The organism is Nonomuraea sp. NPDC059023 (assembly GCF_042740095.1).
Lineage (GTDB): Bacteria > Actinomycetota > Actinomycetes > Streptosporangiales > Streptosporangiaceae > Nonomuraea.
The window spans coordinates 100,146-123,071 of the sequence record NZ_JBHYIO010000027.1; the positions used below are offsets into that span (position 1 = coordinate 100,146).

Annotated in this window: 22 protein-coding genes; 12 read left to right on the plus strand and 10 right to left on the minus strand. The window is 73.8% G+C overall.

The features are described 5' to 3' along the window. Positions 1 to 16 precede the first annotated feature (16 nt). From ACFWYW_RS37615 to ACFWYW_RS37625, 3 genes are all read right to left on the minus strand, one after another. Positions 17 to 1,231: an MFS transporter gene (locus tag ACFWYW_RS37615; protein WP_379623801.1), complete on the minus strand. Its 1,215-nt coding sequence runs from the start codon at positions 1,229 to 1,231 to the stop codon at positions 17 to 19. 19 nt (positions 1,232 to 1,250) lie between these two features. Then, a complete protein-coding gene (locus ACFWYW_RS37620) occupies positions 1,251 to 2,003 on the minus strand; it encodes a tRNA-dependent cyclodipeptide synthase (protein ID WP_379623799.1) in 753 nt (250 codons plus the stop codon). A 79-nt stretch (positions 2,004 to 2,082) separates the two neighbouring features. Then, on the minus strand, positions 2,083 to 2,730 hold the full coding sequence (locus ACFWYW_RS37625; RefSeq protein WP_379623797.1) for a dihydrofolate reductase family protein: 648 nt from the start codon (positions 2,728 to 2,730) through the stop codon (positions 2,083 to 2,085). Positions 2,731 to 2,834: 104 nt separating this feature from the next. On the opposite strand from ACFWYW_RS37625, the gene ACFWYW_RS37630 reads away from it, so the two are divergent. Together ACFWYW_RS37630 and ACFWYW_RS37635 are read left to right on the plus strand one after the other, a co-directional pair. Then, a complete protein-coding gene (locus ACFWYW_RS37630) occupies positions 2,835 to 3,779 on the plus strand; it encodes a hypothetical protein (protein ID WP_379623795.1) in 945 nt (314 codons plus the stop codon). After that, on the plus strand, positions 3,773 to 4,135 hold the full coding sequence (locus tag ACFWYW_RS37635; protein ID WP_379623793.1) for a GntR family transcriptional regulator: 363 nt from the start codon (positions 3,773 to 3,775) through the stop codon (positions 4,133 to 4,135). Before ACFWYW_RS37630 ends, ACFWYW_RS37635 begins: the two co-directional genes overlap by 7 nt. Before the next feature lie 89 nt (positions 4,136 to 4,224). Here the strand turns inward: ACFWYW_RS37635 and ACFWYW_RS37640 are convergent, their stop codons facing one another. Continuing rightward, positions 4,225 to 5,340: a S1 family peptidase gene (locus ACFWYW_RS37640; protein ID WP_379623791.1), complete on the minus strand. Its 1,116-nt coding sequence runs from the start codon at positions 5,338 to 5,340 to the stop codon at positions 4,225 to 4,227. A 153-nt stretch (positions 5,341 to 5,493) separates the two neighbouring features. Here ACFWYW_RS37640 and ACFWYW_RS37645 point away from each other — a divergent pair, with 153 nt between their 5' ends. Genes ACFWYW_RS37645 through ACFWYW_RS37655 form a run of 3 tightly spaced genes read left to right on the plus strand, consistent with a single transcriptional unit; the run spans position 5,494 to position 6,891 of the window. Next, the gene (locus ACFWYW_RS37645; RefSeq protein WP_221340737.1) at positions 5,494 to 5,679 is read left to right on the plus strand and encodes a hypothetical protein; all 186 of its coding nucleotides are present in this window, start codon (positions 5,494 to 5,496) and stop codon (positions 5,677 to 5,679) included. 10 nt (positions 5,680 to 5,689) lie between these two features. Continuing rightward, a complete protein-coding gene (locus ACFWYW_RS37650) occupies positions 5,690 to 6,241 on the plus strand; it encodes a Clp protease N-terminal domain-containing protein (protein WP_379623789.1) in 552 nt (183 codons plus the stop codon). Further along, the gene (locus tag ACFWYW_RS37655; RefSeq protein WP_379623787.1) at positions 6,238 to 6,891 is read left to right on the plus strand and encodes a DUF998 domain-containing protein; all 654 of its coding nucleotides are present in this window, start codon (positions 6,238 to 6,240) and stop codon (positions 6,889 to 6,891) included. The genes ACFWYW_RS37650 and ACFWYW_RS37655 overlap by 4 nt, the downstream gene beginning before the upstream one ends. A 28-nt stretch (positions 6,892 to 6,919) precedes the next feature. Here the strand turns inward: ACFWYW_RS37655 and ACFWYW_RS37660 are convergent, their stop codons facing one another. After that, positions 6,920 to 7,924, minus strand: a complete 1,005-nt coding sequence (locus ACFWYW_RS37660; RefSeq protein WP_379623785.1) for a HEAT repeat domain-containing protein — start codon at positions 7,922 to 7,924, stop codon at positions 6,920 to 6,922. Positions 7,925 to 7,930: 6 nt separating this feature from the next. Further along, positions 7,931 to 8,599 carry a HEAT repeat domain-containing protein gene (locus tag ACFWYW_RS37665; RefSeq protein WP_379623783.1) on the minus strand — a complete coding sequence of 223 codons (669 nt, stop codon included), beginning with the start codon at positions 8,597 to 8,599 and terminating at the stop codon, positions 7,931 to 7,933. Positions 8,600 to 8,751: 152 nt separating this feature from the next. Between ACFWYW_RS37665 and ACFWYW_RS37670 the strand changes: the two genes are divergently transcribed. Then, positions 8,752 to 11,856, plus strand: coding sequence for a BTAD domain-containing putative transcriptional regulator (locus tag ACFWYW_RS37670; RefSeq protein ID WP_379623781.1), 3,105 nt, complete (start codon positions 8,752 to 8,754; stop codon positions 11,854 to 11,856). Here the strand turns inward: ACFWYW_RS37670 and ACFWYW_RS37675 are convergent. Next, entirely contained in the window at positions 11,837 to 12,478 is a 642-nt protein-coding gene (locus ACFWYW_RS37675; protein ID WP_379623779.1) for a response regulator, read from the minus strand. The two genes, ACFWYW_RS37670 and ACFWYW_RS37675, sit on opposite strands and share 20 nt — an antisense overlap. Beyond that, positions 12,475 to 13,614, minus strand: a complete 1,140-nt coding sequence (locus tag ACFWYW_RS37680; protein WP_379623777.1) for a sensor histidine kinase — start codon at positions 13,612 to 13,614, stop codon at positions 12,475 to 12,477. Before ACFWYW_RS37680 ends, ACFWYW_RS37675 begins: the two co-directional genes overlap by 4 nt. 112 nt (positions 13,615 to 13,726) lie before the next feature. Between ACFWYW_RS37680 and lgt the strand changes: the two genes are divergently transcribed. After that, on the plus strand, positions 13,727 to 14,593 hold the full coding sequence (lgt, locus tag ACFWYW_RS37685) for a prolipoprotein diacylglyceryl transferase (RefSeq protein ID WP_379623775.1): 867 nt from the start codon (positions 13,727 to 13,729) through the stop codon (positions 14,591 to 14,593). Here lgt and ACFWYW_RS37690 read toward each other — a convergent pair. Further along, positions 14,517 to 16,229 carry an ABC transporter ATP-binding protein gene (locus tag ACFWYW_RS37690; RefSeq protein WP_379623773.1) on the minus strand — a complete coding sequence of 571 codons (1,713 nt, stop codon included), beginning with the start codon at positions 16,227 to 16,229 and terminating at the stop codon, positions 14,517 to 14,519. The genes lgt and ACFWYW_RS37690 overlap by 77 nt on opposite strands. Beyond that, positions 16,226 to 17,866 carry an ABC transporter ATP-binding protein gene (locus ACFWYW_RS37695; RefSeq protein WP_379623771.1) on the minus strand — a complete coding sequence of 547 codons (1,641 nt, stop codon included), beginning with the start codon at positions 17,864 to 17,866 and terminating at the stop codon, positions 16,226 to 16,228. Before ACFWYW_RS37695 ends, ACFWYW_RS37690 begins: the two co-directional genes overlap by 4 nt. 142 nt (positions 17,867 to 18,008) lie before the next feature. On the opposite strand from ACFWYW_RS37695, the gene ACFWYW_RS37700 reads away from it, so the two are divergent. From ACFWYW_RS37700 to ACFWYW_RS37720, 5 genes are read left to right on the plus strand one after another with little or no spacing between them, the layout of a single operon-like run. Beyond that, entirely contained in the window at positions 18,009 to 18,974 is a 966-nt protein-coding gene (locus tag ACFWYW_RS37700) for an ABC transporter substrate-binding protein (protein WP_379623769.1), read from the plus strand. 7 nt (positions 18,975 to 18,981) lie between these two features. Continuing rightward, the gene (locus ACFWYW_RS37705) at positions 18,982 to 19,860 is read left to right on the plus strand and encodes a siderophore-interacting protein (RefSeq protein ID WP_379623767.1); all 879 of its coding nucleotides are present in this window, start codon (positions 18,982 to 18,984) and stop codon (positions 19,858 to 19,860) included. Next, positions 19,841 to 20,884, plus strand: a complete 1,044-nt coding sequence (locus tag ACFWYW_RS37710; RefSeq protein ID WP_379623765.1) for an iron chelate uptake ABC transporter family permease subunit — start codon at positions 19,841 to 19,843, stop codon at positions 20,882 to 20,884. The genes ACFWYW_RS37705 and ACFWYW_RS37710 overlap by 20 nt, the downstream gene beginning before the upstream one ends. Then, positions 20,881 to 21,936 carry a FecCD family ABC transporter permease gene (locus ACFWYW_RS37715; protein ID WP_379623763.1) on the plus strand — a complete coding sequence of 352 codons (1,056 nt, stop codon included), beginning with the start codon at positions 20,881 to 20,883 and terminating at the stop codon, positions 21,934 to 21,936. The genes ACFWYW_RS37710 and ACFWYW_RS37715 overlap by 4 nt, the downstream gene beginning before the upstream one ends. Then, positions 21,933 to 22,802, plus strand: a complete 870-nt coding sequence (locus ACFWYW_RS37720) for an ABC transporter ATP-binding protein (protein WP_379623761.1) — start codon at positions 21,933 to 21,935, stop codon at positions 22,800 to 22,802. Before ACFWYW_RS37715 ends, ACFWYW_RS37720 begins: the two co-directional genes overlap by 4 nt. The last annotated feature ends 124 nt before the right edge of the window (positions 22,803 to 22,926 follow it).

Sequence of the window (22,926 nt, forward strand, 5' to 3'; positions counted from 1 at the left end):
GCGGGCCGTACCGTGATCACGCGGCCATGACCGCTTCGGCGGGCAGGCGGCGCGCGAGCCGGATGACCGTGAGCGCGGCCGCCGCCAGCAGCACGCCGAGCGTCGCCCACAACAGGACCGGGACCGAGGTGAGCAGCGCCGAGAACCCGGCCGGCGCGACGACGGCGGCGACCGCCCAGGTCAGCTGGTAGATCGCCAGGTAGCGCCCGCGCATGGCGGGCGGCGCGGCGCCCGCGGCCAGTCCCCAGGAGGGGACGGTGTGCAGGAGTTCGCCCGCGGTGAGGATGAGCGTGGCCGCGACGAGCCCGCCGATCCGCACGGGCCCCGGCGGCAGCAGCGCCGTCGCGGCGTAGGCGCCGCACGCCGCGATGAGCACCGCCCCGCCCAAAGCCAGGGAGTGTGTACGGCGGGCCGCCCGCTGCAACCGCCGGACCAGCAATTGACCGGAGGCCACCAGGAAGGTGTTGAGCGCGTAGAGCACGCCGAGAACGGCGGCGGGAGCCCCGAGCACGGTGACCGCGTAGATCGGCAGCGCGACAGGAAGGATCATGTGCGCCAGCGTGAACGCCTGCTCGGCCCCCACCAGCGCGATGAACGGCCGATCGCCCAGCACCTGCCGGTAGCCGCCGCGCGGACCGGCGTCTCTGGCGGTCCGGACCCGTGGCCCCGAGAGGATCAGGCAGGTCGCGGCCACCACGAAGCTGGCCGCGTTCACCACGGCGATGACCGTGAACCCGGCGCCGCCGGCCAGCGAGACCGCCCCCGCCGACAGCAGCCCGCCCAGGCCGAAGGCGACGTTGCGGGCCGTTGCCATGAGCGCGTAGAGCCGGTCGCGCCGCGCCCCGCCGGCCAGGACCGCGACATAACTGGCCGAGGCCGGATAGTAGGCCCGGTCCCCCACCGCGACCAGCGCCGCGACGATGATCAGCGCGGCGAATCCGTCCACGAGCGGGTAGGCGGCGAACGCCAGCGCGCGCAGCACGTAGGTTCCCACCAGCACACCGCGTGCGTCGAAGCGGTCGATCAGGATGCCCGCGACCGGATTGGCGGCCAGCCCGGCCGCGGCCGCCACCGTCACCCCAGCGCCGACCACGGCCATGGACAGCCCGGTGACCTCGTGGATGAACAGCAGGGTGAGCGGAACGTAGAGGCCGCTGCCCAGCGCGTCGACGAACATCCCCGTCAGGAACGCCCGCTCGCCCCGGACACGTGTGGCAGACGTGACAGGCATGCCGGCCAGTCTCACCAGATCACGCGCCGGGCGGATCAGTCCTTGTGCCCGGGTGCGCTCCGTCGTTGGTCGTAGGTCCATCCGGTTCCCGGACGCGCAGCGCGATGTATCCCTGGCCGGGGAAGGCGCGGTACTTCGCGCCGTCGGTGAAGAAGTACCGGGTGCAGGGTGTGGGGCGGCTGTAGGCGGTGACCGTCTCGCCCACGCCGAGGATTCCGACCGCGTTGACGATGAACGGCAGGGTCTTCTCGCTGTGCACCAGGCCGATGTCGATCTGCTGTGGGGTCGGCTCCCAGTCCTGGGGCATCCTGGCCATGAGCGCGTCCCGCGTACCGGCCCGCAGGAGCGGCCCGTACTCGGGGTCGGCGATGGCCTGACGGGCGTAGGCCAGCCCGCGACGGTACTCGGCGGTGCCCGCCCACTCGGCGAACTCGCTGACGCGCAGGTCCGGGTGGCCCGCGCTGTCGCGGGCGCGCCGGATCCTGGCCGCCATCTGGCTGATGTCGGCGCGGGCTCTGCGGTAGGCGTGATGGTCCGGGCGGCCCCGGGCGAGATAGGTGGCGGCGGTCATCTCCAGGTCGGAGACCAGGACGTCGACCCGTTGGACCGCCCGGACCGCCCACCGGAACGTCGCCGCGAGCCGGGCGGCGGAGAAGTAGGGGTTTCCCGGGCTGACCAGCAACGTGATGTGCTGCTGCCCGGCCAGTATCCGGGCGCACCGGGCACTGTACGGCTCGACGTCGACGAGCGGGGTTCCCGCGAGATGCTTCATTCCCGCGTGTCTTCCCGGGCGGGAACGGCGGCTCACCGGCCCGCGACGCCTTCCTGGCCGCCGGTGATCCGGGCGGGGTTCACCGGTTCCTGGCGGTGAACGTCAGGTGGGTGACGCCGGAGGGCGTGGAGACCGCCTCGATGTCATACGTCTCCTCCAGCGCCTCCAGGCCGTCCCAGAGCCGGACACCGCGGCCGAGCAGGATCGGGACCTGGACCACGTGCATGCGATCGACCAGGCCCTCGGCCAGGAAGTCGCGTACCACCGAGGGGCCGCCGCCCAGGCGCACGTCCAGGCCGCCGGCCGCCTCGCGGGCCGTCCTGAGCGCCTCGGCGGGTGAGGTGTTCAGGAAGTGGAACGTGGTGCCGCCCTCCATCTCGACCGATGGCCGCGGCCGGTGGGTCAGGACGAAGACCGGCGTGCGGAACGGCGGATTGGCGCCCCACGCGCCCTGGTAGCCGGGGTCGTCCTGCCAGCCGGGCGGGCCGAACTTGCCGGCGCCCATGATCTCGGCGCCGATGCCGGGAGCGTGCATCGCGGCGAACACGTTGTCGGCGCCGGCGCTCCCGGCCGGGCCGCCGGCCCGCTCGGTCCAGAACCGGGTGGCGAACATCCACTCGTGCAGGCGCTCGCCGGCGTGTCCGAAGGGAGCGTCCGGGGCCTGTCCCGCGCCGGTGGCGAAGCCGTCGATCGAGATCGAGAGGTTGTGAACGCGTAGCTCAGACATCAGCGTGCTCCTTCGACGGTGAGCTTCCTGGTAGGCACCAGCATGCTCCCTTCTCGCGAACTGTTACAAGTGTTATAGTCACAGGCAAACAGTTGGAGGTGGCCATGTCCGACTATGCCGCCCAGGGACGCCGGCGCCGCCTGGTTCTCGCCGCTCTCGGCCCGCCGCTGGTGGTGCTCGTGCCGATGCTGCTGGTCGCCACGCTGGGCGAGCGCCTGCCCGAGCGGGTCACCGTGCACTCCTGGTCGTTCGGCACCCGGATCGGCTTCACCTGGCAGGAGTGGTCGGCGCAGCCGGTCTTCGGGATGATGCTGTGGGCGCAGGCACTGCTGGCCGTGGCGTTCCTGTCGTACTGGTACGTGCCGCTGGGCCAGCGCCTCGTGGTGGCGCTCGGCTGGACGGTCGGCCTGCTCATCCCGGTGGCGTACGGGCTGTGGGTCCTGGGGCTGACCTCGTCGCTGGGCGGCGAGGTGCGGCCGGGCTGGCCGATGGCCGCGCAGGTCGCGGGCATGGTGGCCGCCTTCGCGCTGGGCTGGGTGGTGGCGGGGCCGCTGCCGCGCCATCCGGAGACGGACGTCGTTCCGCCGCCGGGGTTGCGGGCCATGCCGATCGGGGCGGCGCAGCGGGTGATGTTCGTGACCTGGGAATGGTCGGCGCGCAGGCTCCTGAGCGGTGCGATGCTCGTGGGCCTGACGGTGTGGGCCGGCTTCTGGCCGCTGCTGGCGTGGGCGGTGTTCGAGGCCGCGCAGGCGCGTACCCGGCTGCAGATCGACGCCGGCGGCCTCAGCGTGACGCTGCCGTGGCTCGGACTGCGGCGCACGGTGCCGTGGACCCGCGTCCGGCACGCCGACGTGATGAGCGAGCCGCCCATCGGCCGCTACAGGCTGGACGACGGCAGCTGGGGATGGGGCGCGCTGGCCGGGAAGGGCCCGGTGCTGGTGGTGTCGCTGTCCGACGACCGCCACCTCGTCTACTCCACGAGCCAGGCCGGCACCGCGGCCGCGCTGGTCAACGGCTGGCTGCACCGGCTCCGGGCGGGCTCGTGCTGATCACCGTGGACTTCGCCTCGGCCCAGCCGCTGTCGGACCAGGTCGCGGGCGCGGTGCGTACCGCCCTGGCCGACGGTACGGCGGCGCCGGGCGACCGGCTGCCCTCGGCCAGGAACGTCGCCGCCAGCCTCGGCATCAACCTGCACACCGTGCTGCGCGGTTACCAGCAACTCCGCGACGAAGGGCTGGTGGAGCTGCGCCGGGGCCGAACCGCGGTCATCTCGGGCACCACCGACCAGCTGCGCCTGCGGCTGGAGGCCGCCGCGCGGGAGTTCGCCGCCACCGCCCGCCGGGCCGGCGCGAGCGACGAGCAGGCCATGGCCGCCGCCCGGGCCGCGCTGCGCGACCTTCCCTGATCACCCGGGCGTGCCCGGCGCAGTGCGGCGCCGGGCACGCGGGTGGCCCGGGTCAGTGGGGGGTGAGACTGCCCAGGCCGGGAGGTGGCCTATCCGGTGACGAGCGTCAGGCCGTAGGTCTGCAGGATCTCGTTGACGGGCTGGTGGTACGTCGTCCCTCCGCTGGAGCAGTTGCCCGAGCCGCCGGAGGTGACGCCCTGGGCCTGGCTGCCGGAGATGAACGAGCCGCCGGAGTCACCGGGCTGGGCGCACGCGCTGGTACGGGTCAGGCCGGTGATGGTGCCTTCGGGGTAGCGGACGGAGGCGTTGTGCTGCTGGATGGTGCCACAGCGCCACCCGGTGGTGGAGCCGGAGCGGCAGATCGAGGCTCCGACGGAGGCCTGGATGGAGCCGCGGACGATGACGTTCTGGCCGCCGGAGCCGCGTACCCACGGACGGACGGTGTTGCCGGGGGCGGCGACCCAGGCGTAGTCGTTGCCGGGGAACGAGGAGCCCTGGAAGGTGCCGGTCGGCTGGGTGGTCCGCGCGCCGGTACGGCCGCAGTGGCCGGCGGTCACGAAGCCGGGGGTGGAGCCGCGGGTGACGGAGAAGCCGATCGAGCAGCGGGTGCCGGAGCCGATGTAGTACGCGGCGCCGCCGACGATGTTGATGAACGGCCGGGGGGTTTCCGCCGAGGTGGTGATCTGGACGGCGTTCCTGTCGATGCCGGCGCTGGTGACGAACGCGTCGGCGGCCCGGCGGGTGGGGGCGGCGACGACGACGGTGTTGGTGGTGACGTCGACGTACCAGAGGCTCGCCCGTCCGGAGGCGGCGCGGTCGAGCTGGTCCTTGGCGGCGTTCAGCTGGGCCAGGGTGCGGGAGACGACGACGGGCTGGGCGCCCTGGGCCTCGATCGACGCGGTGGCGGCCTGGTCGGTGGTGGCGACGTTGAGCTTGGAGGCGTCGGCGTTCAGCCAGGCGCCCGCGTACGAGGCGCCGAGCTGGGCGGAGAGCCTGGCCTCGGCGGCGGCGGCGCGCCGCTCGTTGGCGAGGCGGGTGTGCACCTGCTGTTCGGTGAGACTGAGGTCCCGCTCCATGGCGTCGACCATGGCCGGGGGCGCCTGCTCGGGGGCGGGGGACGGCGGATCCGCGTGGGCGGCGGTGGCCAGGCCCGCTAAGCAGAGCGCCGCGACGGTGGTACTGGCGAGCATGGTTTTACTCGACATATCCACTCCTTTTTGGGGGTGGTGTCAAGCTAGCGGCTGCGCGGGCTCCCAAGGGGCCCCTTCATCGCGCCATGAGCGTCCGTTGAGGCACCGTTAAGGATCACACTGTCAAGACATATTGACAGTGTCGCAGTGTCAATATATCTTGACAGCATGAACGACGATCCCGCGGTGGGGCTGAAGGCCGTGGTGGCCCTGCGCAAGCTCGCCGACCATCTGGAAGCGCTCCACGTGCGCAACGCCAGGCAGCGCGGATGGTCCTGGCAGGCGATCGCCGACGCGCTGGGCGTCACCCGGCAGGCCGTACACCAGAAGCTCGCCCAGCGGACACAGGACTAGGAGCCGCACGATGTTCGAAAGGTTCACTCCCGACGCGCGCCAGAGCGTGCTGGCCGCGGCGAGCATGGCCGCCGAGTCGGGCGCCGCCAAGGCCGAGCCCGACCACCTGCTGCTCGCCCTGTCCCGGGCGGGCGGGGCGGGCGCCGACATACTGAGCGGCCACGGCGTCACCGCCGACGACCTGGCCACGGCCGCCCGTGGCCCCCGGCTGCGCGCCGGGCTCACCGACGACGAGGCCGACGCCCTCGCCGCGGTCGGCATCGACGTCGAACAGGTCTTCCGCCGCATCGAGGAGACCTTCGGGCCGGGCTCCCTCGACCAGCCGGACTCGCCGCCCTCGCGCAAGCCCGGCCGCGTCGGCGGGCCGTACAGCCCGCAGGCCAAGAAGGTCCTGGAGGTCAGCCTGCGCGAGGCCAGGGCGCTGGGCGCGCGCGAGATCGGCACCCCGCACCTGCTGCTCGCGCTCCTCCGGCTGGGGGTGTCCCCGCCGCTGGCGGCCGTGCTGGCCGGGCACGGGGTGACCTATGACGGGGTACGGCGCGGCGCCGGCGAGACGGCGTGACCACCAGGGCGCTGCTGGGCTGCGGCATCGTGGCGGGCCCGGTGTTCGTCGTCTCGTTCCTGCTCCGGGGCGCGTTACTGGCCGGCTACGACCCGCTCCGGCACCCGGTCAGCTCGCTCGCGCTGGGGCCGGCCGGATGGGTGCAGTCCGCCACCTTCATCGGGTGCGGCCTGCTCGTGGTCGCCTTCGCCGTCGCGCTGCACGGCCTGTGGGGGCGCCTGCTGATCGGCGTCTGGGGGCTCAGCCTGGTCGGCGCCGGGGTCTTCGTCACCGACCCGGTCGGCGGCTACCCGCCCGGCACTCCCCCGCTGACCGAGTACACCACCACCGGCCTGCTGCACGACCTGTTCGCCGTCCCCACCCTCCTGGCCCTGCCGCCCGCCTGCCTCGTCCTGGCCCGCCGCTTCGGGCCCGCGTGGACGATCTACTCGCTCGTCACGGCGGTGGCGTTCCCCGCCCTCTGGATCCTGGCCGGGCTGGGCTTCGACCAGAACCCGTCGCTGGCCGACCTGGCGGGCCTGTTCCAGCGGGCGGCGATCATCACCGCGTGGGCCTGGATCACCGCACTCGCCGTCACCCTGCGACGCGCTCGAACCGGCGCGCTCGCGGGCCTCCGGCACCCTCCCGCCGGCTCCGGCTCCGCTCCCTGACCGCACTGCTCCGCGCGCAAGGCACCGGTCATCGCTCGTCGCGTATCCCGAGGATGTAGGTCGCGGTCAGCGCGACGGCACGGTCCTCGTCGTGGGACAGCTCCGCGAGGGCCTGTGACGCGGTGGTTCCCGGGATGTCGGCGAGCGCCTGCGTCAGCCGCCGGCGGGCCGCCGGTTCTGCGCCCTCGTGGGCGAGGCGGTCCACGAGCCTGGTGGCGATCCGTTTCGCCGACGCCGGACGGCTCGCCAGCGCGCTCAGGGCGTCGGCGGCGCCGACGTCGTTCGTCCCCTCGACGACCATGTCGACGAGCGTCGGGACGGCGTCGGCCACACCCCGTGCGCCGAGCGCCAGGGCCGCGTGCCTGCGTACCACGAGGTCGGGGTTGGTGAGGGCCTGCCTCAGCAGCGTGGTCGCCGCGTCGTTCGTCAGCTCGGCGATCGACTGGACGGCGCGTTCGCGCACCTCGGCCGCCGGTGAGCCGAGGCCCTCCGCCAGCAGGGCCAGCCCGTCCTCGCCCGACTGCGCCAGAGCCCAGCGAAGGGCACCGGCGACGTTCGGGTCCGTCTCGCTCAGCGCCGCCTCGACCAGGGCTTCCACCGGCAGCGCGACCTCTTCGACCGAGGACAGGGCCGCGCTCTGGCGCTTGCCCGCGCTCTTCGAGCCCAGCGCCTGCAGGAGCGCGACGATCTGGAAGACGTCCTCCCAGGCGCTGGGTTCCACGGCGTCGATCCGGCGCAGGCGCGTGAGCAGTTCCGTCTCGGCCGCGATGCGTTCGCGCGTCTGGCGGATGAGGTCGGCGACGAGTTCGGCGGGCGTGAAGCCGGGATCTTCGAGCGCCCGCCTGACCTCGCGCAGCGACAGCCCCAGGGAGCGCAGGCTCTCGATGTGGAAGATCCGCTGGATGTCCCGGCTGGAGTACTCCCGGTAGCCCGCGCCGCTACGGCCGGTCGGCCGTACCAGGCCCAGCGCGTCGTAGTGCCTGAGCATGCGGGCGCTGACCCCGGACCGTCGTGCCACGTCACCGATCAGCACGGCCCGTCACTCCTGCCTGCCGGCGCCGCCGAGGGCCACGACGCGCTTGGCCTCCTCGATCGCGAACACGAACCCGGCGTCCGGGTCGCGCAGCAGCCGTTCCGTGGCGATCGCGTGCGCGCGTACACGCGGGTCGGGGTCGGTCGAGGCGGCGCGCAGCGTGGGCAGCATCGCCTCGCCGAGCGCGACGAGGGCCCGGCTGAGGCTGAGCTGCGTCTCCCGTTCGCCGCGGCCGAGCTGGGTCGCCAGCACCGCGGCCAGCTCGGGCTCCTCACCCGCCGGCACGAGCACGACCGCGGCCCGCCACGCGCTGCGCGCCACCTCGTCGTCGGCGTCGGTCAACAGCGCCCGGGTGATCGCCGGCCACGCCCGCCGGTCCCCGATCTTGGACAGGGTGTGCAGCGCCTGGCTGCGTGCCTGCGTACGCTCCGAGCGGAGTTCGCCGACCAGCTCCGGGACCGTCAGGGACGCCGGGTGGCGGGTGAGCGCCCATGTCAGCATGTCGCGCACGTAGAACTCGGGCTCGACCGCGGACCTTTCGATGAGCTTGCCGACGAAGCGCGGGTCGGGGGTCGTACCGACCGCCATCGCCGCCCGCAGCCGCACGGACGAGCTGCCGTCGTCCAGAGCGTGGAAGGCGCGCATCGCATCCGTGTCCTGGTTCTGCATGGTCATCGGGACCACCTCCTCGGCACCAGTGAAGACCTTGTCACTGTGTCAAGGTCAAGCGTCCTTCCCCGCACCTTCCCCACCGGGCCCGCCCCTATGCCGTGGCTCTCTCGATGAGCGCGGTCGCGGTACGCGAGGGTCCTCCTAGGCTGGTGACCATGCGGATTGAGGTGCTGGGGCCGGTCCGGGCCTACGGCGACGGCGGGGCGCCGATCGACGTCGGCGGGACCAGGGTGCGGGCGCTGCTGGCCAGGCTGACGCTGGCGGGTGGCGAGGTGGTGCCGGTCGATTCGCTCATCGACGGGTTGTGGGGCGATCTCCCGCCGCGCGAGAGCGTCAGGGCGCTGCACGCGCTGGTGTACCGGCTGCGGCGGGCGCTGGGCGACGGTGACGCCGTCGAGCTGGCCTCCGGCGGGTACCGTCTGCGCGTACGCGCCGAGGACGTCGACGCCAGCCGGTTCGAGGAGCTGGCCAGGCAGGGCCGCGGCGAGCTGGCCGCCGGCGCCGGGGGCAGGGCCGCCGCGCTGCTGGGTGCGGCGCTGGCGCTGTGGCGGGGCGACGCGCTGGCCGACGTGCTCGACCTCCCTTTCGCCGGTACGGCAGCCGCCCGCCTGGAGGAACTGCGTGCCACGGCCACCGAGGACCGGTTCGAGGCGGAGCTGCTGCTGGGCAACCACGGCGACGTCCTGGCCGAGATGGAGGCGGCGGCCGCGGCGTATCCGCTGCGCGAACGGCTGGCCGTCCTGCGCATGCGGGCTTTGCACGCGGCGGGCCGCCAGTTCGAGGCGCTGGCACTGTATGAGGAGGTGCGCCGCACGCTCGCGGACGAACTGGGCGTCGACCCCTCCGAGGAGCTGCGCGCGGCGCATCTGGCGGTGTTGCGCGGCGAGAGCGGACCGGCGCGCCGCTCGCGGGCGACGCCGGGCCGGCTGCCGGCACCGCTGACCGGCTTCGTCGGCCGCGACGAGGAGCTGAAGCTGCTGGCCGGGCTGCTGGACGGCTCGCGGCTGGTCACGGTCGTCGGTCCCGGAGGGGTGGGCAAGACCCGGCTGGCGGTGGAGGCGGTGAGCCGGCATCGGGCCCATCGGCGCGGCCGCGTCTGGCTCGTCCCCCTGGCCGGGGTGGACACGCCGGCCGGGCTGCCCGAGGCGGTGCTGGGCGCGGTGACCGCGGCGGAGGCGCTGCCGCCGGGCACGCCGCTGGATCGATCGGTCACCCTGCTGTCCGGCGGCGAGGGCGTGCTGGTGCTGGACAACTGCGAGCAGATCTCCGAGGCGGTGGCCGGCTTCGCCGGGCAGCTGCTCGAACGCCTGCCGAACCTGACCATCCTGGCCACGAGCCGCGAACCGCTGGAGGTCATGGGTGAGGCGCTGTGCCGGCTGGCCCCGCTCGCCCTGCCCCCGGCCCACGCCGATCCGGTCCGCGCCGCGCGGGCGAGCGCGGTGCGGCTGTTCCTCGATCGGGCGGCCGCGGTACGGCCCGGCTTCGCGCTGGAGGAGGCGACGGCGGGCCCGGTCGTGGACATCGTGCGCCGGCTGGACGGCCTGCCGCTCGCCCTGGAACTGGCCGCGGCGCGGCTGCGCACGATGGACGCCGGCGAGCTCGCCCGCCGCCTGGATGATCGTTTCCGGCTGCTCGGCACCGGCAACAGGACGGCGCAGCCGCGGCAGCGCACGCTGCGCGCGGTCATCGACTGGAGCTGGGACCTGCTCACCGACGACGAGCGGACCCTCGCCCGCCGGATGTCGATATTTCCGGCCAAGGCCGGTCTCGGGCAGATCGAGGCGGTGTGCGGGGGAGACGCGGCGTATCTGCTGGACTCGCTGGTCGACAAGTCGATCGTGGAGCGGGCCGGTGACGGCTACCGGATGCTGGAGACCATCCGGGCCTACGCCGCCGGGGAACTGCGCTGCGCCGAGGAGCGCGAAGCCGTACGGCGAAGGCTCACGCACCACTACGCCGGCCTGGCCGGGCGGCACGAGCCGCTGCTGCGCGCGCACGGGCAGGCGGAGTCGCTGCGGTTGTTCGAGTTCGAGCACGACAACCTCGTCTACGCCCTCCAGAGCGCCATCGAGGACGGCGACGCCGAGGCCGCGGCCCGGATCCTCGGCCCGCTGTACTGGTACTGGGACCTGCAGCGCTATGACGGCCGGGCCGACGTCTACGTGGCCAGGGTGCTGGAGTTCGGCGACGCGCTGCCCCGGGCGGCCAGGGCCGCGTTCGCCACGATCCACCTGCTGGCCGGTGAAGCGGACGCCGGTCAGGTGCGGGCCGCGGTCGAGGACTGCGCCAGGACGGGCGCGCTGCGACGCTATCCGATGCTGCTGACGATGACGCTGACGGCGGCCTTCATGGCCGGGCTCGACGACCTGGTCGATCGGGAGACGGCCCGGGTCAGGGAGGGCTCCGACGACTGGGCCGTCGCGCACACCCACCTGGTCGAGGCGCTGCGCGGCCGTACCCGCGGGGACTGGGCGGGCGGCGCGAGCGCGGCGGCGCGGGCGTTGCGCGCGTTCGAACGGGCGGGCGACCGGTGGTGGACCGCGATGATGCTGAACGGCACGGCCCAGATCCACGGGATCGAGGGCCGGCACGCCGACGCGGTCGCCGACTTCGAGCGGGGCATCTCGATCAGCGGCGGCTTCGCGTGGCAGGAGGAGATCTCCTCCCGGCTCGGGCTCGCCACGCAGCGGATGCGCGCCGGGGATCTGAAGGGCGCCGGCGAGGACCTCGACTCCGCGTGGCAGGCGGCCGGGGACCGGGGCCGGCCGATGCTGGAGATCCAGGTTCACGCCTGCGCGGCGGAGTTGTACCGCCGCCGGGGCGAGCCCGGCCGGGCCGATCGGGAACTCGACCGGCTGGAGCGGGTCGCCCGCGAGTGGTCGCTGCCCGCCGAGGCGAGCCAGAGCCTGCTGCTGCCCGCCAGAATGGCGAACCTGCTCACCGCGGGTGACACCGTGCGGGCGCGCGCGATGCTGCCATCGGCGGTCCGGGCGGCGAAGGCGAACATGGACCTCGCGCCGGCCGCCGAGCTTCTGGCCCGGCTGCTGTCGCTGGAGGGCGATCCGGCGGGCGCGGCCACCGCGCTCGGGATGAGCGAGGTCATCCGGGGCACCTTCGACCGCGGTGACCGGGAACTGGGCGCGCTCGTGGCCGGGCTGGCGGACCGGCTCGGCCGTACCGGCTATGCCAGCGCCTACGAGCGGGGCGCGGGCCTGCGGCGGGAGGAGGCGATCGACGCGGTCATGAGGTCCGGCCGCTGAGGCGGATGATCCCGCGCGAGGCGGCGACGGTCACGGCGGCGGTGCGGTCGCCGACGCCGAGCTTGGCGAAGATGTGCAGGAGGTGGGTCTTGACCGTGGCCTCGCTGATGCACAGGTGGGCGGCGATGGCCTTGTTGCTCATCCCCCGGGCGACGGCGCCCAGGACCTCGATCTCGCGGCCGCTGAGGGCGCCGGGCGCGTCGGCGCGCGCCCACGACAGCACCCGGGTGGCGATCGCCGGCGACAGCGCGCTCTCTCCGCGCGCCGCCGCCCGGATCGCGTCGAACAGCTGCTCGCGGCGGGTGTCCTTGAGCAGGTAGCCGATGGCTCCCGCGTCGATGGCGCGCGAGATGTCGCTGTCGGTGTCGTAGGTGGTCAGGACGATCACCTTGGCGCCGGGGTCGTGCTCGCGGATCCGGGTGATCGCCGTCGCGCCGTCGATCTCGGGCATCTGCAGATCCATCAGGGTCACGTCGGGGCGCAGGTCGCCTGCCAGCCGTACCGCGTCGGCGCCCGACACGGCCTCGCCGACGACCTCCAGGTCGTGTTGGGTGCCGAGCATGGCCCGGATGCCGTCGCGTACCACCGGGTGGTCGTCGGCGATCAGGACGCGGACGGTCATCGCGCCCCGCTCAGCACCGCGACCGGGACGCCGGCCACGACCGTGGCGCCCGCGCCGGGAGCACTTTCGACGAGCAGGGTGCCGCCGAGCTGCTCCATCCGCTCCCGCATGATCGACAGGCCGTGTCCCGAGGCGGCCCGCTCGGGATCGAACCCGCCGCCGTCGTCGTGGACGTCCAGCACCACCAGGTCCTCCATGTACGACAGGGTCAGCGTGACCTGTCCGGCGCCGGCGTGGCGGCGTGCGTTGGCGACCGCCTCCTGGGCCACGCGCAGCAGTTCGGCCTGGACGTGGGCCTCCAGCGGCCGGAGCATTCCGGTGATCACGGTGTGCGCCCGGACGCCGGTCTCGTCGCACAGCCGGGCCGACAGCCGCCGCAGGGCCTCCGGCAGGCCGCACTCGTCGAGGTCGCCGGGCCGCAGCGCCCCCACCACGCGGCGGCTCTCCGCGAGGTTCTCCCTGGTCACCCGCAAGGCCTGGGTGAGGTGTTTGTTGTCGGGGAGGGTCGCCTGCGCCGCCTCCAGCAACATCACCACGCTGGCGAACCCCTGGGTGAGGCTGTCGTGGATGTCCCTGGCCAGCCGCTGCCGCTCGGCCGCCACGCCCGCCTGCCGTTCCGCCGCCGCCCGCGCCTCCTGCGCCGCCTGCAGCTCGTCGATGAGCCGCTTGCGCTCGGCGCTCTGCTGGGCCACGGAATGGAAGTATCCGACCGCGGCGCCCGTGCTGATCGCGACCAGCGCGCTGATGACGATCTCGGTCCAGGTGATCGACCCGGTCGCGTGATAGCGGTGCCACAGCCAGCCCCCGGCGCACGACACCACCGCGACCAGCCCGACCCGCACGGCGTCCATGCAGTACGGCGCGAGCACGCTCAGCCCGACCACCAGGAAGGAGGAGTCGACGGCGAACAGCCCCAGCCAGATCAGCCCGCCGCCCAGCACGTACGGCAGCGGCACGTCACCCGTGTGCGGCGTGCGCAGCACGAACCACACCGCGTACCAGGCGGCCAGCCCGGCCACCAGCACCACCGGGAGGACCTGTCCTCCCTCGATCACGGGTCCCGCGGAGGTCAGCACCAGCCACGAGACGAAAAAGGCGTGCTGCCACCGGCGCCGCGACCGCTCCCAGGACTCCACACCGCCGACGATATTCAGTCGTCCGCCGGATGCGCATCAACCAGTCGACTGATCGCACAATCGGCGTACCGCTCGATGCGGGCGCGGCCGTGCCGGAACCAGACTCGACGGCGTGACAGCCATCCCCAGCCCGTCCCAGGCCGTCTGGCATCTGGGCCCGATCCCGATCCGCGCCTACGCCCTCCTGATGGTGCTCGCCATCCTCGCCGGCGCCTGGGTGACCCGGCGCCGCTGGGCCGCGCGCGGCGGCGATCCCGGCGCGGTGGGCGACATCGCCACGTGGGCGGTGCCGTTCGGCCTGGTCGGCGCCCGGATCTACCACGTGGCCACCGACTGGCAGCCGTACTTCGGCCCCGGCCGGGATCCGCTGCGGGTCTTCGCGATCTGGGAGGGCGGCATCAGCATCTTCGGCGCCCTCGCCGGCGGCGCTCTGGGCGTGTGGCTGGCCTGCCGCCGGCGCGGCATCCCGTTGCGCGACTTCGCCGACGCCCTCGCTCCGGGGATCGCGATCGGGCAGGCGATCGCCCGCTGGGGCAACTGGTTCAACCAGGAGCTGTACGGCGGGCCGACCACCCTGCCCTGGGCTCTGGAGATCGACCCCGCCCACCGGCCGCCCGGCCTGGAGTCCACGCCCACCTACCATCCGGCGTTCCTCTACGAGTCGCTGTGGAACCTGGGCGTGGCCGGCTTCGTCATCTGGGCCGAGCGGCGCTTCCGCCTGGACCGCGGCCGGACGTTCGCCCTCTACGCCGCGGCCTACGCCGCCGGCCGCGCCTGGATCGAGTGGTTGCGCATCGATCCCAGCTACCACCTCGCCGGGCTGCGGCTCAACGACTGGACGGCCCTGCTGGTCTTCACGGCCGCGGTCGTCTACCTGGCGGCCACCAGGAAGCCCGCCGGCATCACTGATCGCCGTCGTGGGCGTGGTGGCGGGTCCACGCGGCCCAGTGGCCGGCGTAGCGGCCGCCCGCCTGCCTGAGGTCGTCGTGCGAGCCGTCCTCCACGACCCGCCCGCCGTCCATGACGACGACGCGGTCGGCGCCGGCGGCCTGGGTGAGGCGGTGCGCCACGATGAGCGCGGTCCTGCCGTCGATCGCCTGCTCGACGGCCCGCTCCAGGGTACGCGCGCCGGTGCTGCCGGCCTCCGCCGTGGCCTCGTCGAGCACGGCCAGGGCGGGGTCGGTCAGGACCAGGCGGGCCAGGGCGAGCTGCTGGCGCTGGGCCCCGGTGAGCCGGTGCCCGCCCTGGCCGACGACGGTCGCCAGGCCGTCGGGCAGCGCCTCGGCCCACTCCAGCGCCTCGACCGTGGCCAGCGCGGCGCGCAGGTCGTCGTCGGTGGCGTGCGGACGGGCCAGGCGCAGGTCGTCGGCGAGGGGTCCGGCGAAGACGTGGACCTCCTGGGTGACCATGGCGATCCCGGCCGGGGCGCGTACCGTGCCGGTGGTCGGCTCGTGCACCCCGGCGACGATCTTGGCCAGGGTGGTCTTGCCCGCGCCGCTCGGCCCGACCAGGGCGACCCGCCTGCCCGGCTCGATGTCCAGGTCGACGCCGTGCAGCACCGGGCGGCCCGGCTCGTAGGCGTGGCCCAGGCCGCGCACGCTGACGCCCTCGCCGTGGGCCTGCCTCGGGGCCTCGGCGGCGACGTCGGCCACGCCGATCAGCCGGGCGAGGCTCGCGGTCGCCGCCTGCGCGTCGTCCAGCAGGGCCAGCGCGGTGTTGATCGGCCCGAACAGGTTGAGGAAGTACAGGGCGGCGGCGGTGGCCGTACCGACGGTGACCGCGCCCTCGCCCACCAGCAGCACGCCCGCGGCCAGCACCGCGGCCAGCCCGATGTACTCGCCGATGTGCAGGCGGCTGTAGAAGCGCAGCATCAGGTGCACGCCGCGCATCGTCAGCTCCACCGCGGCGCGCGAGCGGCCGTCGACGCGCGCCAGGTGGTCGGCCTCGGCGCGCAGCGACCGCACGGTGGAGGCGCCGGCGAGCGTGTCGAGGAGTTGCTGCTGCTGCTCGCCGGTCGCGACGCGCTGCGCGGCATAAAGGGGTACGGCGTTGCGCACGTACCAGCGGCCGGTGTGCAGCTGGACCGGGATGGCCAGCAGGGCGGCGACCATGAACCGCCAGTCCAGCAGCGCCATCGCCCCCAGGGTCAGGACGATCGACAGCAGCGAGCGGGCCAGCGCGGGCAGCGCGGAGCGCACGGCCTCGGCGACGCGGGCGACGTCGCCGGTCACGCGGGAGGTGAGGTCACCGGAGCCGGCCCGTTCGACCCGTTCCAGCGGCAGGGCCAGGGCGCGTTCGACGAAACGTTCGCGCAGTTCGGCCAGCGCGGTCTCGCCGAACCTGGCCACCAGGACGAGTCCCCAGGAGGTCAGCAGGCCCTGGACCACGCCGACCAGCACCAGCAGGGCCACCGGGGTGGTCAGGAGGGTGGCGGGCTGGCGCCCGGCCACGAGGTCCACGACGTACCCGAGAAGGGGCTGGACGAGCAGGCCGACGGAGGTGGCGACGATGAGCAGGCCGAAGCCCGCGGCGGCGACGGCGCGGTGCGGGCGGACGATCGCCCGGACGGCGGCGCGGGTGCGGGCCGGGGTGGCGGTGGGCAGCAGGTCCTTCACGCCAGCACCGCCTTGCGGTAGCCGGCGTTGCGCTGCAGCAGGTCGGCGTGGGAGGCGTCGTCGGCGACGCGGCCGCCGTCCAGCAGCAGGACGCGGTCGGCGGCGGCCAGCAGGGCGGGGCTGGTGGTCACCACGACGGTGGTCTGCCCGTGGCGCAGCCGCCGGACGGATTCGGCGATCTGCGCCTCGGTGACGGCGTCGACGGCGCTGGTGGGGTCGTGCAGGACGAGGACGGGGCGACGGGCGTCCAGCGCCCTGGCCAGGGCGACGCGCTGGCGCTGGCCGCCGGACAGGGCGCCGCCGCGCTCGCCGACCGGGGTGCCGGGCGGCACATCGGCCGCGCCGGCGGCGGCCAGGGCCTCCGGGGTGCCGCCGTTGTCGGCGACGGTTCCCTCGAACAGGACGGCGTCGTGCTCGGCGACGAGCACCGCCTGGCGCAGCAGGGCGGGGTCGACCTCGCGCAGGGGTACGCCGTCGAGCTCGATCGTGCCCGATTCGGGGTCGCCGTGGCGGCCGAGGCAGTGCAGCAGGGCGGTGGCGGCGGCCGGGTCGGTGGCGGCCACGCCGACCAGTTCGCCGGCGACGATGTCCAGGTCCAGCTCGCGCAGGCCGCCGTGGGTGACACCGCGCAGCCGGAGCGCGCCCTTGATCTGCGCGGGCAGCTCGGTGCCCGTGCCCGTGACGGCGGGCGGCGCCGACAGCAGCGCCGCCACGCGGGTGGCGGAGGCGCGGCCCTGGGCGAGCTCGGCGTTGACCCAGGCGAGCATGTACAACGGGCCCTGCAGGAACAGCGCGAGCCCGACCGCGGAGACGAGCTGTCCCAGGGTGATCGTGCCGTTGGCGGCGAGTGTGCCGCCGGCCAGGGCGAGCAGCGCGATGAACGCGCCGGTGAGCGCGATCACGACGCCGTTCTGCAGCGCTTCGGCGCGGGCGGCGCGCAGGGTGGCGGCCAGCGAGGTCCGGCTGGTGTGCCGGTAGCGCTCGACCGCGGCCTGCTCGGCCCCGAGGCCTTTCAGCACCCTCAGCCCGCTCACCAGGTCGGCGGCCACGCCCGAGGCGTGCGCGGCGCTTTCCTGCTCGACCGCGCTGCGGCGCTCCAGCGGCTTGCTGAGCAGGTGGCCCAGCCACAGCAGCGCCGGCGTGCCCACCAAGACGATCAGCCCGAGCTGCACGGACGTGGTGAGCAGCACCACGCTGGCCACGGCCAGGCCGGTGAACCCGGCGACGCCGGTCAGGACCGCCAGCAGCACCATGCCGACCCGGCGCGCGTCCTCGGTGGCGATCCCGGTCAGCTCGCCCGGCAGCCGGTCCCGGTCGGCGCCTCCGCCGGGGTGCAGCACGCGGGCGACGATGGCCGAGCGCAGGTCGTGTGCCGCCTCGGTGGCGGCCCGCTCGCCGGCGCGGGCGCCGAAGCGGTAGCTGAACGACAACCCGACGTAGACCACGGCCAGGACGGCCAGCCACACCAGCAGGCGGCTCCAGCTCGCCCCCGCCACGGCCTGGTCGATGGCCAGTCCGACGAGCACCGGCACCAGGGCTTCGCCCGCCTGATGCCCCGCTCCCAGCAACGAACCCGCGATCAGCCTGCTCCGCTGACCTCTGATCGCCCCCGAGAGGACGTCCCGACCTGACTGCACCTGGCACTCCCGCAAGTCTCGACAAAGATTAGGCAAGGCTAACCTGAACACGGGAGCTTGATCGAGGGCGGGGTGTCCGGTGTAAGTTAGGTAAGCCTATGCTAAGTTCCCGGGGCGATATCGTCTCACCACCGGAGACCCCATGCCGTACAAGCGTCTCGTCCCCCTGGCCGTCCTCGCCCTCCTCGCCACCGGATGCGGATCGGGCTCCGGCGAATCCGCCGCCGCCGCCGTCACCACGATCAAGGACCCCAAGGTCCACGCCGTGGCCATGCCCGCACAGCCGAAGGCCGCCCTCGGCTTCTACACCACCGACGTCGACATCCTGATCACGCTCGGCATCCCGCTCGCCAAGAGCCAGCCCATCCGCGGCGACAGCGGCTTCACCACCTTCCCCGACTACTTCCCGCAGGAACCGCTCAAGGGCGTCAAGCCGTTCGCCAACTACCCCGAGTACAACTACGAGCAGACCCTCAAGGCCGAGCCGGACTTCATCCTCAACGGCCTCGGCTACGACGACAAGGTGCACCCCCGCCTCGGCCAGATCGCGCCGACCTACACCGTCGACGCCTTCGACGGCAAGAACTGGGAGGTCCACTTCAAGCGCACCGCGCAGGACCTCGGGCGCACCGACCGGTACGACGCCTGGAAGGGCGCCTACGACAAGCAGGTCGCCCAGGCCAAGGCCGACATCGCCAAGGCCGGCAACTCCGACCTCACCGTGGCGACCTTCGGCTACTGGGAGGGCAACGGCAACATCGCCTGTTACGCCGGCGTGGCCTGCAAGGCCTTCGACGACCTCGGCCTGAAGCGCACCCCGCTCAGCGACGACGACAAGCTCAGCATCAGCCCCGAGCAGATGGGCAAGCTCGCCGGCATCGACGTCGTCTGGGTCTCGGTCGGCGTGGGCGAGGAGGGCAAGAAGGAACTCGCCACCATGCTCGGCACCCTGGGCCAGAGCCCGGCCTGGCGGGCGCTGCCGTTCGTGAAGAACAAGCGCATCTACACCTACAACATGGAGATCGCGTACGGCTCGCCGAGCGGCCAGCAGGCCTTCGTGGAGCAGGTACGCAAAGACCTCACCGCCAACCCGAACCTGGCCGGGTGAGGCGGCGATGCGTATCTTCCGCGCCGAGGTGAACGCCGTCAGCCGCCTGAGCGCCACGATGATCCGGGTCACGCTGGCCCTGGCCGAGGACTTCCCGACCACGGGCGTCGGCGACGAGTACGTACGCCTGTTCTTCCCGCACGGCGACGACCGGCGCGAGGTCTCCCTGCCCGAGCCGCACGGCGACTACTGGCGCACCCCGGAGGGCGCCCCCGAGGCGCCGATGCGGACCTACACCGTCCGCGCGGTCCGCCCCCGGGAACTGGACGTCGACTTCGTCGTGCACGACGGCGGGATCGCCGCCCGCTGGGCCCTGGACGCGCGGCCGGGCGACGTCCTCGGCCTGAACTCCCCCACCGGCCTGTACGACCCGCCCGCCGATCTGCGCTGGCAGGTGCTCGCGTGCGACCTCACCGGCCTGCCCGCGATGGCCCGCCTGATCACCGGCGTGCCCGCGAACGTCACCACCAAGGTGATCGCCGAGATCCCCGGCGACGACTCCAGACTCGACCTGCCGCAGCGGCCCAACGTCGAGATCACCTGGCTGCACGGCGGCAACGGCACAGGGCCGAGCCGGCTCGACGAGGCCGTCCGCGCCGCCGTACCGCTGTCCCGCCCGCTCGACGGCGGCTACGTCTGGGTCGCCGGAGCCACGGACACGCTGCGCGCGGTCCGCCGCTACCTGCGCAAGGAACGCGGCCTGCCCGCCGAGCGGTACAAGGTCATCGGCTACTGGACGCCGAACGGCGAGGCCTGGGCCGAGCGCTTCCGCACACTGCCCGCCGACGACCAGCGCCGGCTGGACGCGATCTGGCAGGACACCGCCCGCGACGAGGAGGACCTGCGCGACGACTACGAGGCCGAGCTTGAGCGTCTCGGCCTCTGAGCCGGGCGGCGGGCGCCTCGCGCGCTCGCCCGTCCCGCTCTTCGCCTGGCTGCTCGGCTGCGTCGTGCTCCTGTTCGCGGCCGTGCTGCTCAGCCTGATGGTCGGCTCCGCCGCCATCTCGCCGCAGACCGTCCTGGCCGCGCTGCTCGGCGAGGCCCACTCGGTGGAGGCGCGCACCGTCATCGAGCTGCGGGTGCCGCGCACGGTCCTCGCCGTGGTCGCGGGCGGCGCGCTCGCGGTGGCCGGCGCGCTCATCCAGGCGCTCACCCGCAACCCCCTGGCCGACCCCGGGATCCTCGGCGTGAACGCCGGCGCCGGCTTCGCGGTCGTGATCGCCGTCGCCTTCTTCGGCGTGTCGGGGGTGCCCGGCCGTATCGGCGCCGCGCTCACCGGAGCCGCCGTCGCCGCCGCCGTGGTCTACCTGATCGGCTCCATGAACCGCGCCCGCACCGCGGGCCCGGTCACGCTCGTGCTGGTCGGCCTCGCCTTCGGCGCCGTCCTGCAGGGCCTGGCCGGGGCGATCACGCTCGTGCGCCCGAAGGCGTTCACGCTGATGCGCCACTGGGACACCGGCGCGCTCAACGACCGCACGCTGGCCATGGTGGCGCAGGTCCTGCCCCTGATCCTGCTCGGGCTCGCCATCGCCTTCGTCGTCGCCCCCTCGCTCAACGCCGTCGCCCTGGGCGACGGGCCCGCCAAGGCCCTCGGGGTACGGCTCGGCCCGGTGCGCACCGGCGTGGTCGCCGCCGTCAGCCTGCTCTGCGGCGCGACGACGGCGCTGGCCGGGCCCATCGGCTTCGCCGGGCTCATGATCCCGCACGTCGTACGCTGGCTGTTCGGGGTGGACCAGCGGTGGATCGCCGCCTACAGCGCCGTGCTGGGCGCGGTGCTCCTGCTCGTGGCCGACGTCGCCGGGCGCCTCCTGCTGTGGCCGGGCGAGCTGCCCGCCGGAATCGTCACCGCGTTCGTGGGCGCGCCGTTCCTCATCGTGCTGGCCCGGCGCAAGGAGGCGAGCGGCCTGTGAGCACGCGCGTCAAGCTCGACACCGGCCGGCCCGAGTGGGCGCTCCGCACCCGCCTGCTGTCGGCCCGCCTGGACCGCCGCACCCTCGTGGTGAACCTCGCGCTGGCCGCCGTCATCGTCGTGACCGCGCTGGTCTCGCTGGGCGTCGGCGACATCTTCGTGTCCCTGCCCGACGTCCTGGCCACCTTCTACGGCGGCGCCTCCCGGGCCGACACCGTCGTCGTGCAGCAGTGGCGCCTGACCCGGGTGCTGCTGGCGCTGCTGCTCGGCTTCGGCCTGGCCGTCAGCGGCGCCCTCTTCCAGTCGCTCACCCGCAACCCGCTGGGCAGCCCCGACGTCATCGGCTTCAGCACCGGCTCCTACACCGGCGCCATCGTGCTCATCGCCCTCTTCCACGCCCCCACCGCCGTCATCTCCTTCGGCGCGCTGGCCTCGGGCCTGGCGGTGGCCGCGATCGTGCTGGCGCTGTCCTACCGGGGCGGCTTCCGCGGATTCCGGCTGATCGTGGTCGGCATCGGCGTCAGCGCCGTCCTGAGCGCCCTCAACACCTGGATCATGGCCAAGGCACAGCTCCAGGTCGCGATGTCGGCCGCGATCTGGGGGGCGGGCAGCCTCAACTCCGTCGCCCCCGACGCGCTGCCGGTCGCCGCCGGCGGCATCGCGCTGTTCTCCGCCCTCGCTCTCCTGTACGGCTCCCGCATCCGCGCACTCGAACTCGGCCAGAACGCCGCCGACGCCCTCGGTGTCCGCTCCCGGCACACCCAGGTGGCCGTGACCGGCGCCGGCGTCGGCCTGGTCGCGATCGCCACGGCGGTGGCCGGGCCGATCAGCTTCATCGCGCTGGTCGCGCCGCAGATCGCCGCCAGGCTGACCGGCCGCGGCGGCTGGTCCCCCATCGGCGCCGGGCTGACCGGCGCCCTCCTGCTGCTGCTCGGCGACACGGTCGCGCGGGTGGCGTTCCTGCCCGTCCAGCTTCCGGTGGGCGTCGTCACCACCAGCCTGGGCGGCCTCTACCTGATCTGGCTCCTGGTACGCGAAGCGAGACGCCTGTGACCATCGCCCACCCGAAATCCACCCCGGCACCCACCGCGCCGCAGACCCCCGCCGTTCCCACGGGCCCGGACGTGAGCGGGAGCGCCGCGCCGCTCGTCGCCGAGGGCCTGTCACTCGGCTACGGCTCCGGCCTGATCATCGACGGGCTCCACCTGGAGATCAGGCCCGGCTCGTTCACGGTCGTCATCGGGCCCAACGGCTGCGGCAAGTCCACGCTCCTGCGCGGGCTCGGCCGGCTGCTGCCCCCGCGCGCGGGCCGGGTCCTGCTCGGCGGGCGCGACCTGCACAAGCTGGCGCCCAAGGAGGCGGCGCGCGAGATCAGCGTGCTGGCGCAGAGCTCGATCGCCCCCGACGGCATCACCGTCGCCAACCTGGTCGCCCGCGGCCGCTTCCCCCACCAGGGGCTCTTCCAGCAGTGGACGGAGGCCGACGAGCGGGCCATCCACGACGCCCTCACCGCCACCGGCACCCTCGACCTGAGCGCCCAGCGGGTCAACGCCCTGTCCGGCGGGCAGCAGCAGCGCGTGTGGGTGGCGGTGGCGCTGGCCCAGCAGACCCCGATCATGCTGCTCGACGAGCCCACGACCTACCTCGACGTGGCCCACCAGGTCGAGCTGATGGAACTGTTCACCGACCTGCAGCACGCCGGCCGCACGATGGTCGCCGTGCTGCACGACATCAACCAGGCCATCCGCTACGCCACCGACCTCGTGGTCATGCACGAGGGCCGCGTCGTGGCCTGCGGAAACCCGTCGGAGATCGTCACCGCCCAGCTGATCTCCGACGTCTTCGCCCTGGACTGCTCGGTGTTCCCCGACCCGCTGACGGGCCTGCCCATGATGCTCCCGGCCAAGCGCGAGCGCTGACCACGAGCAGCCCCCAGGGCTTTCTGCCGGAGCAGGGCCTTGCGGGAGCCGGGCTTTCCGAGCACCGGGCCCTGCGGGAGCCGAGCTTTCCCGGGAGCCGGGCTTTGCGGGTATCGGGCTCTGC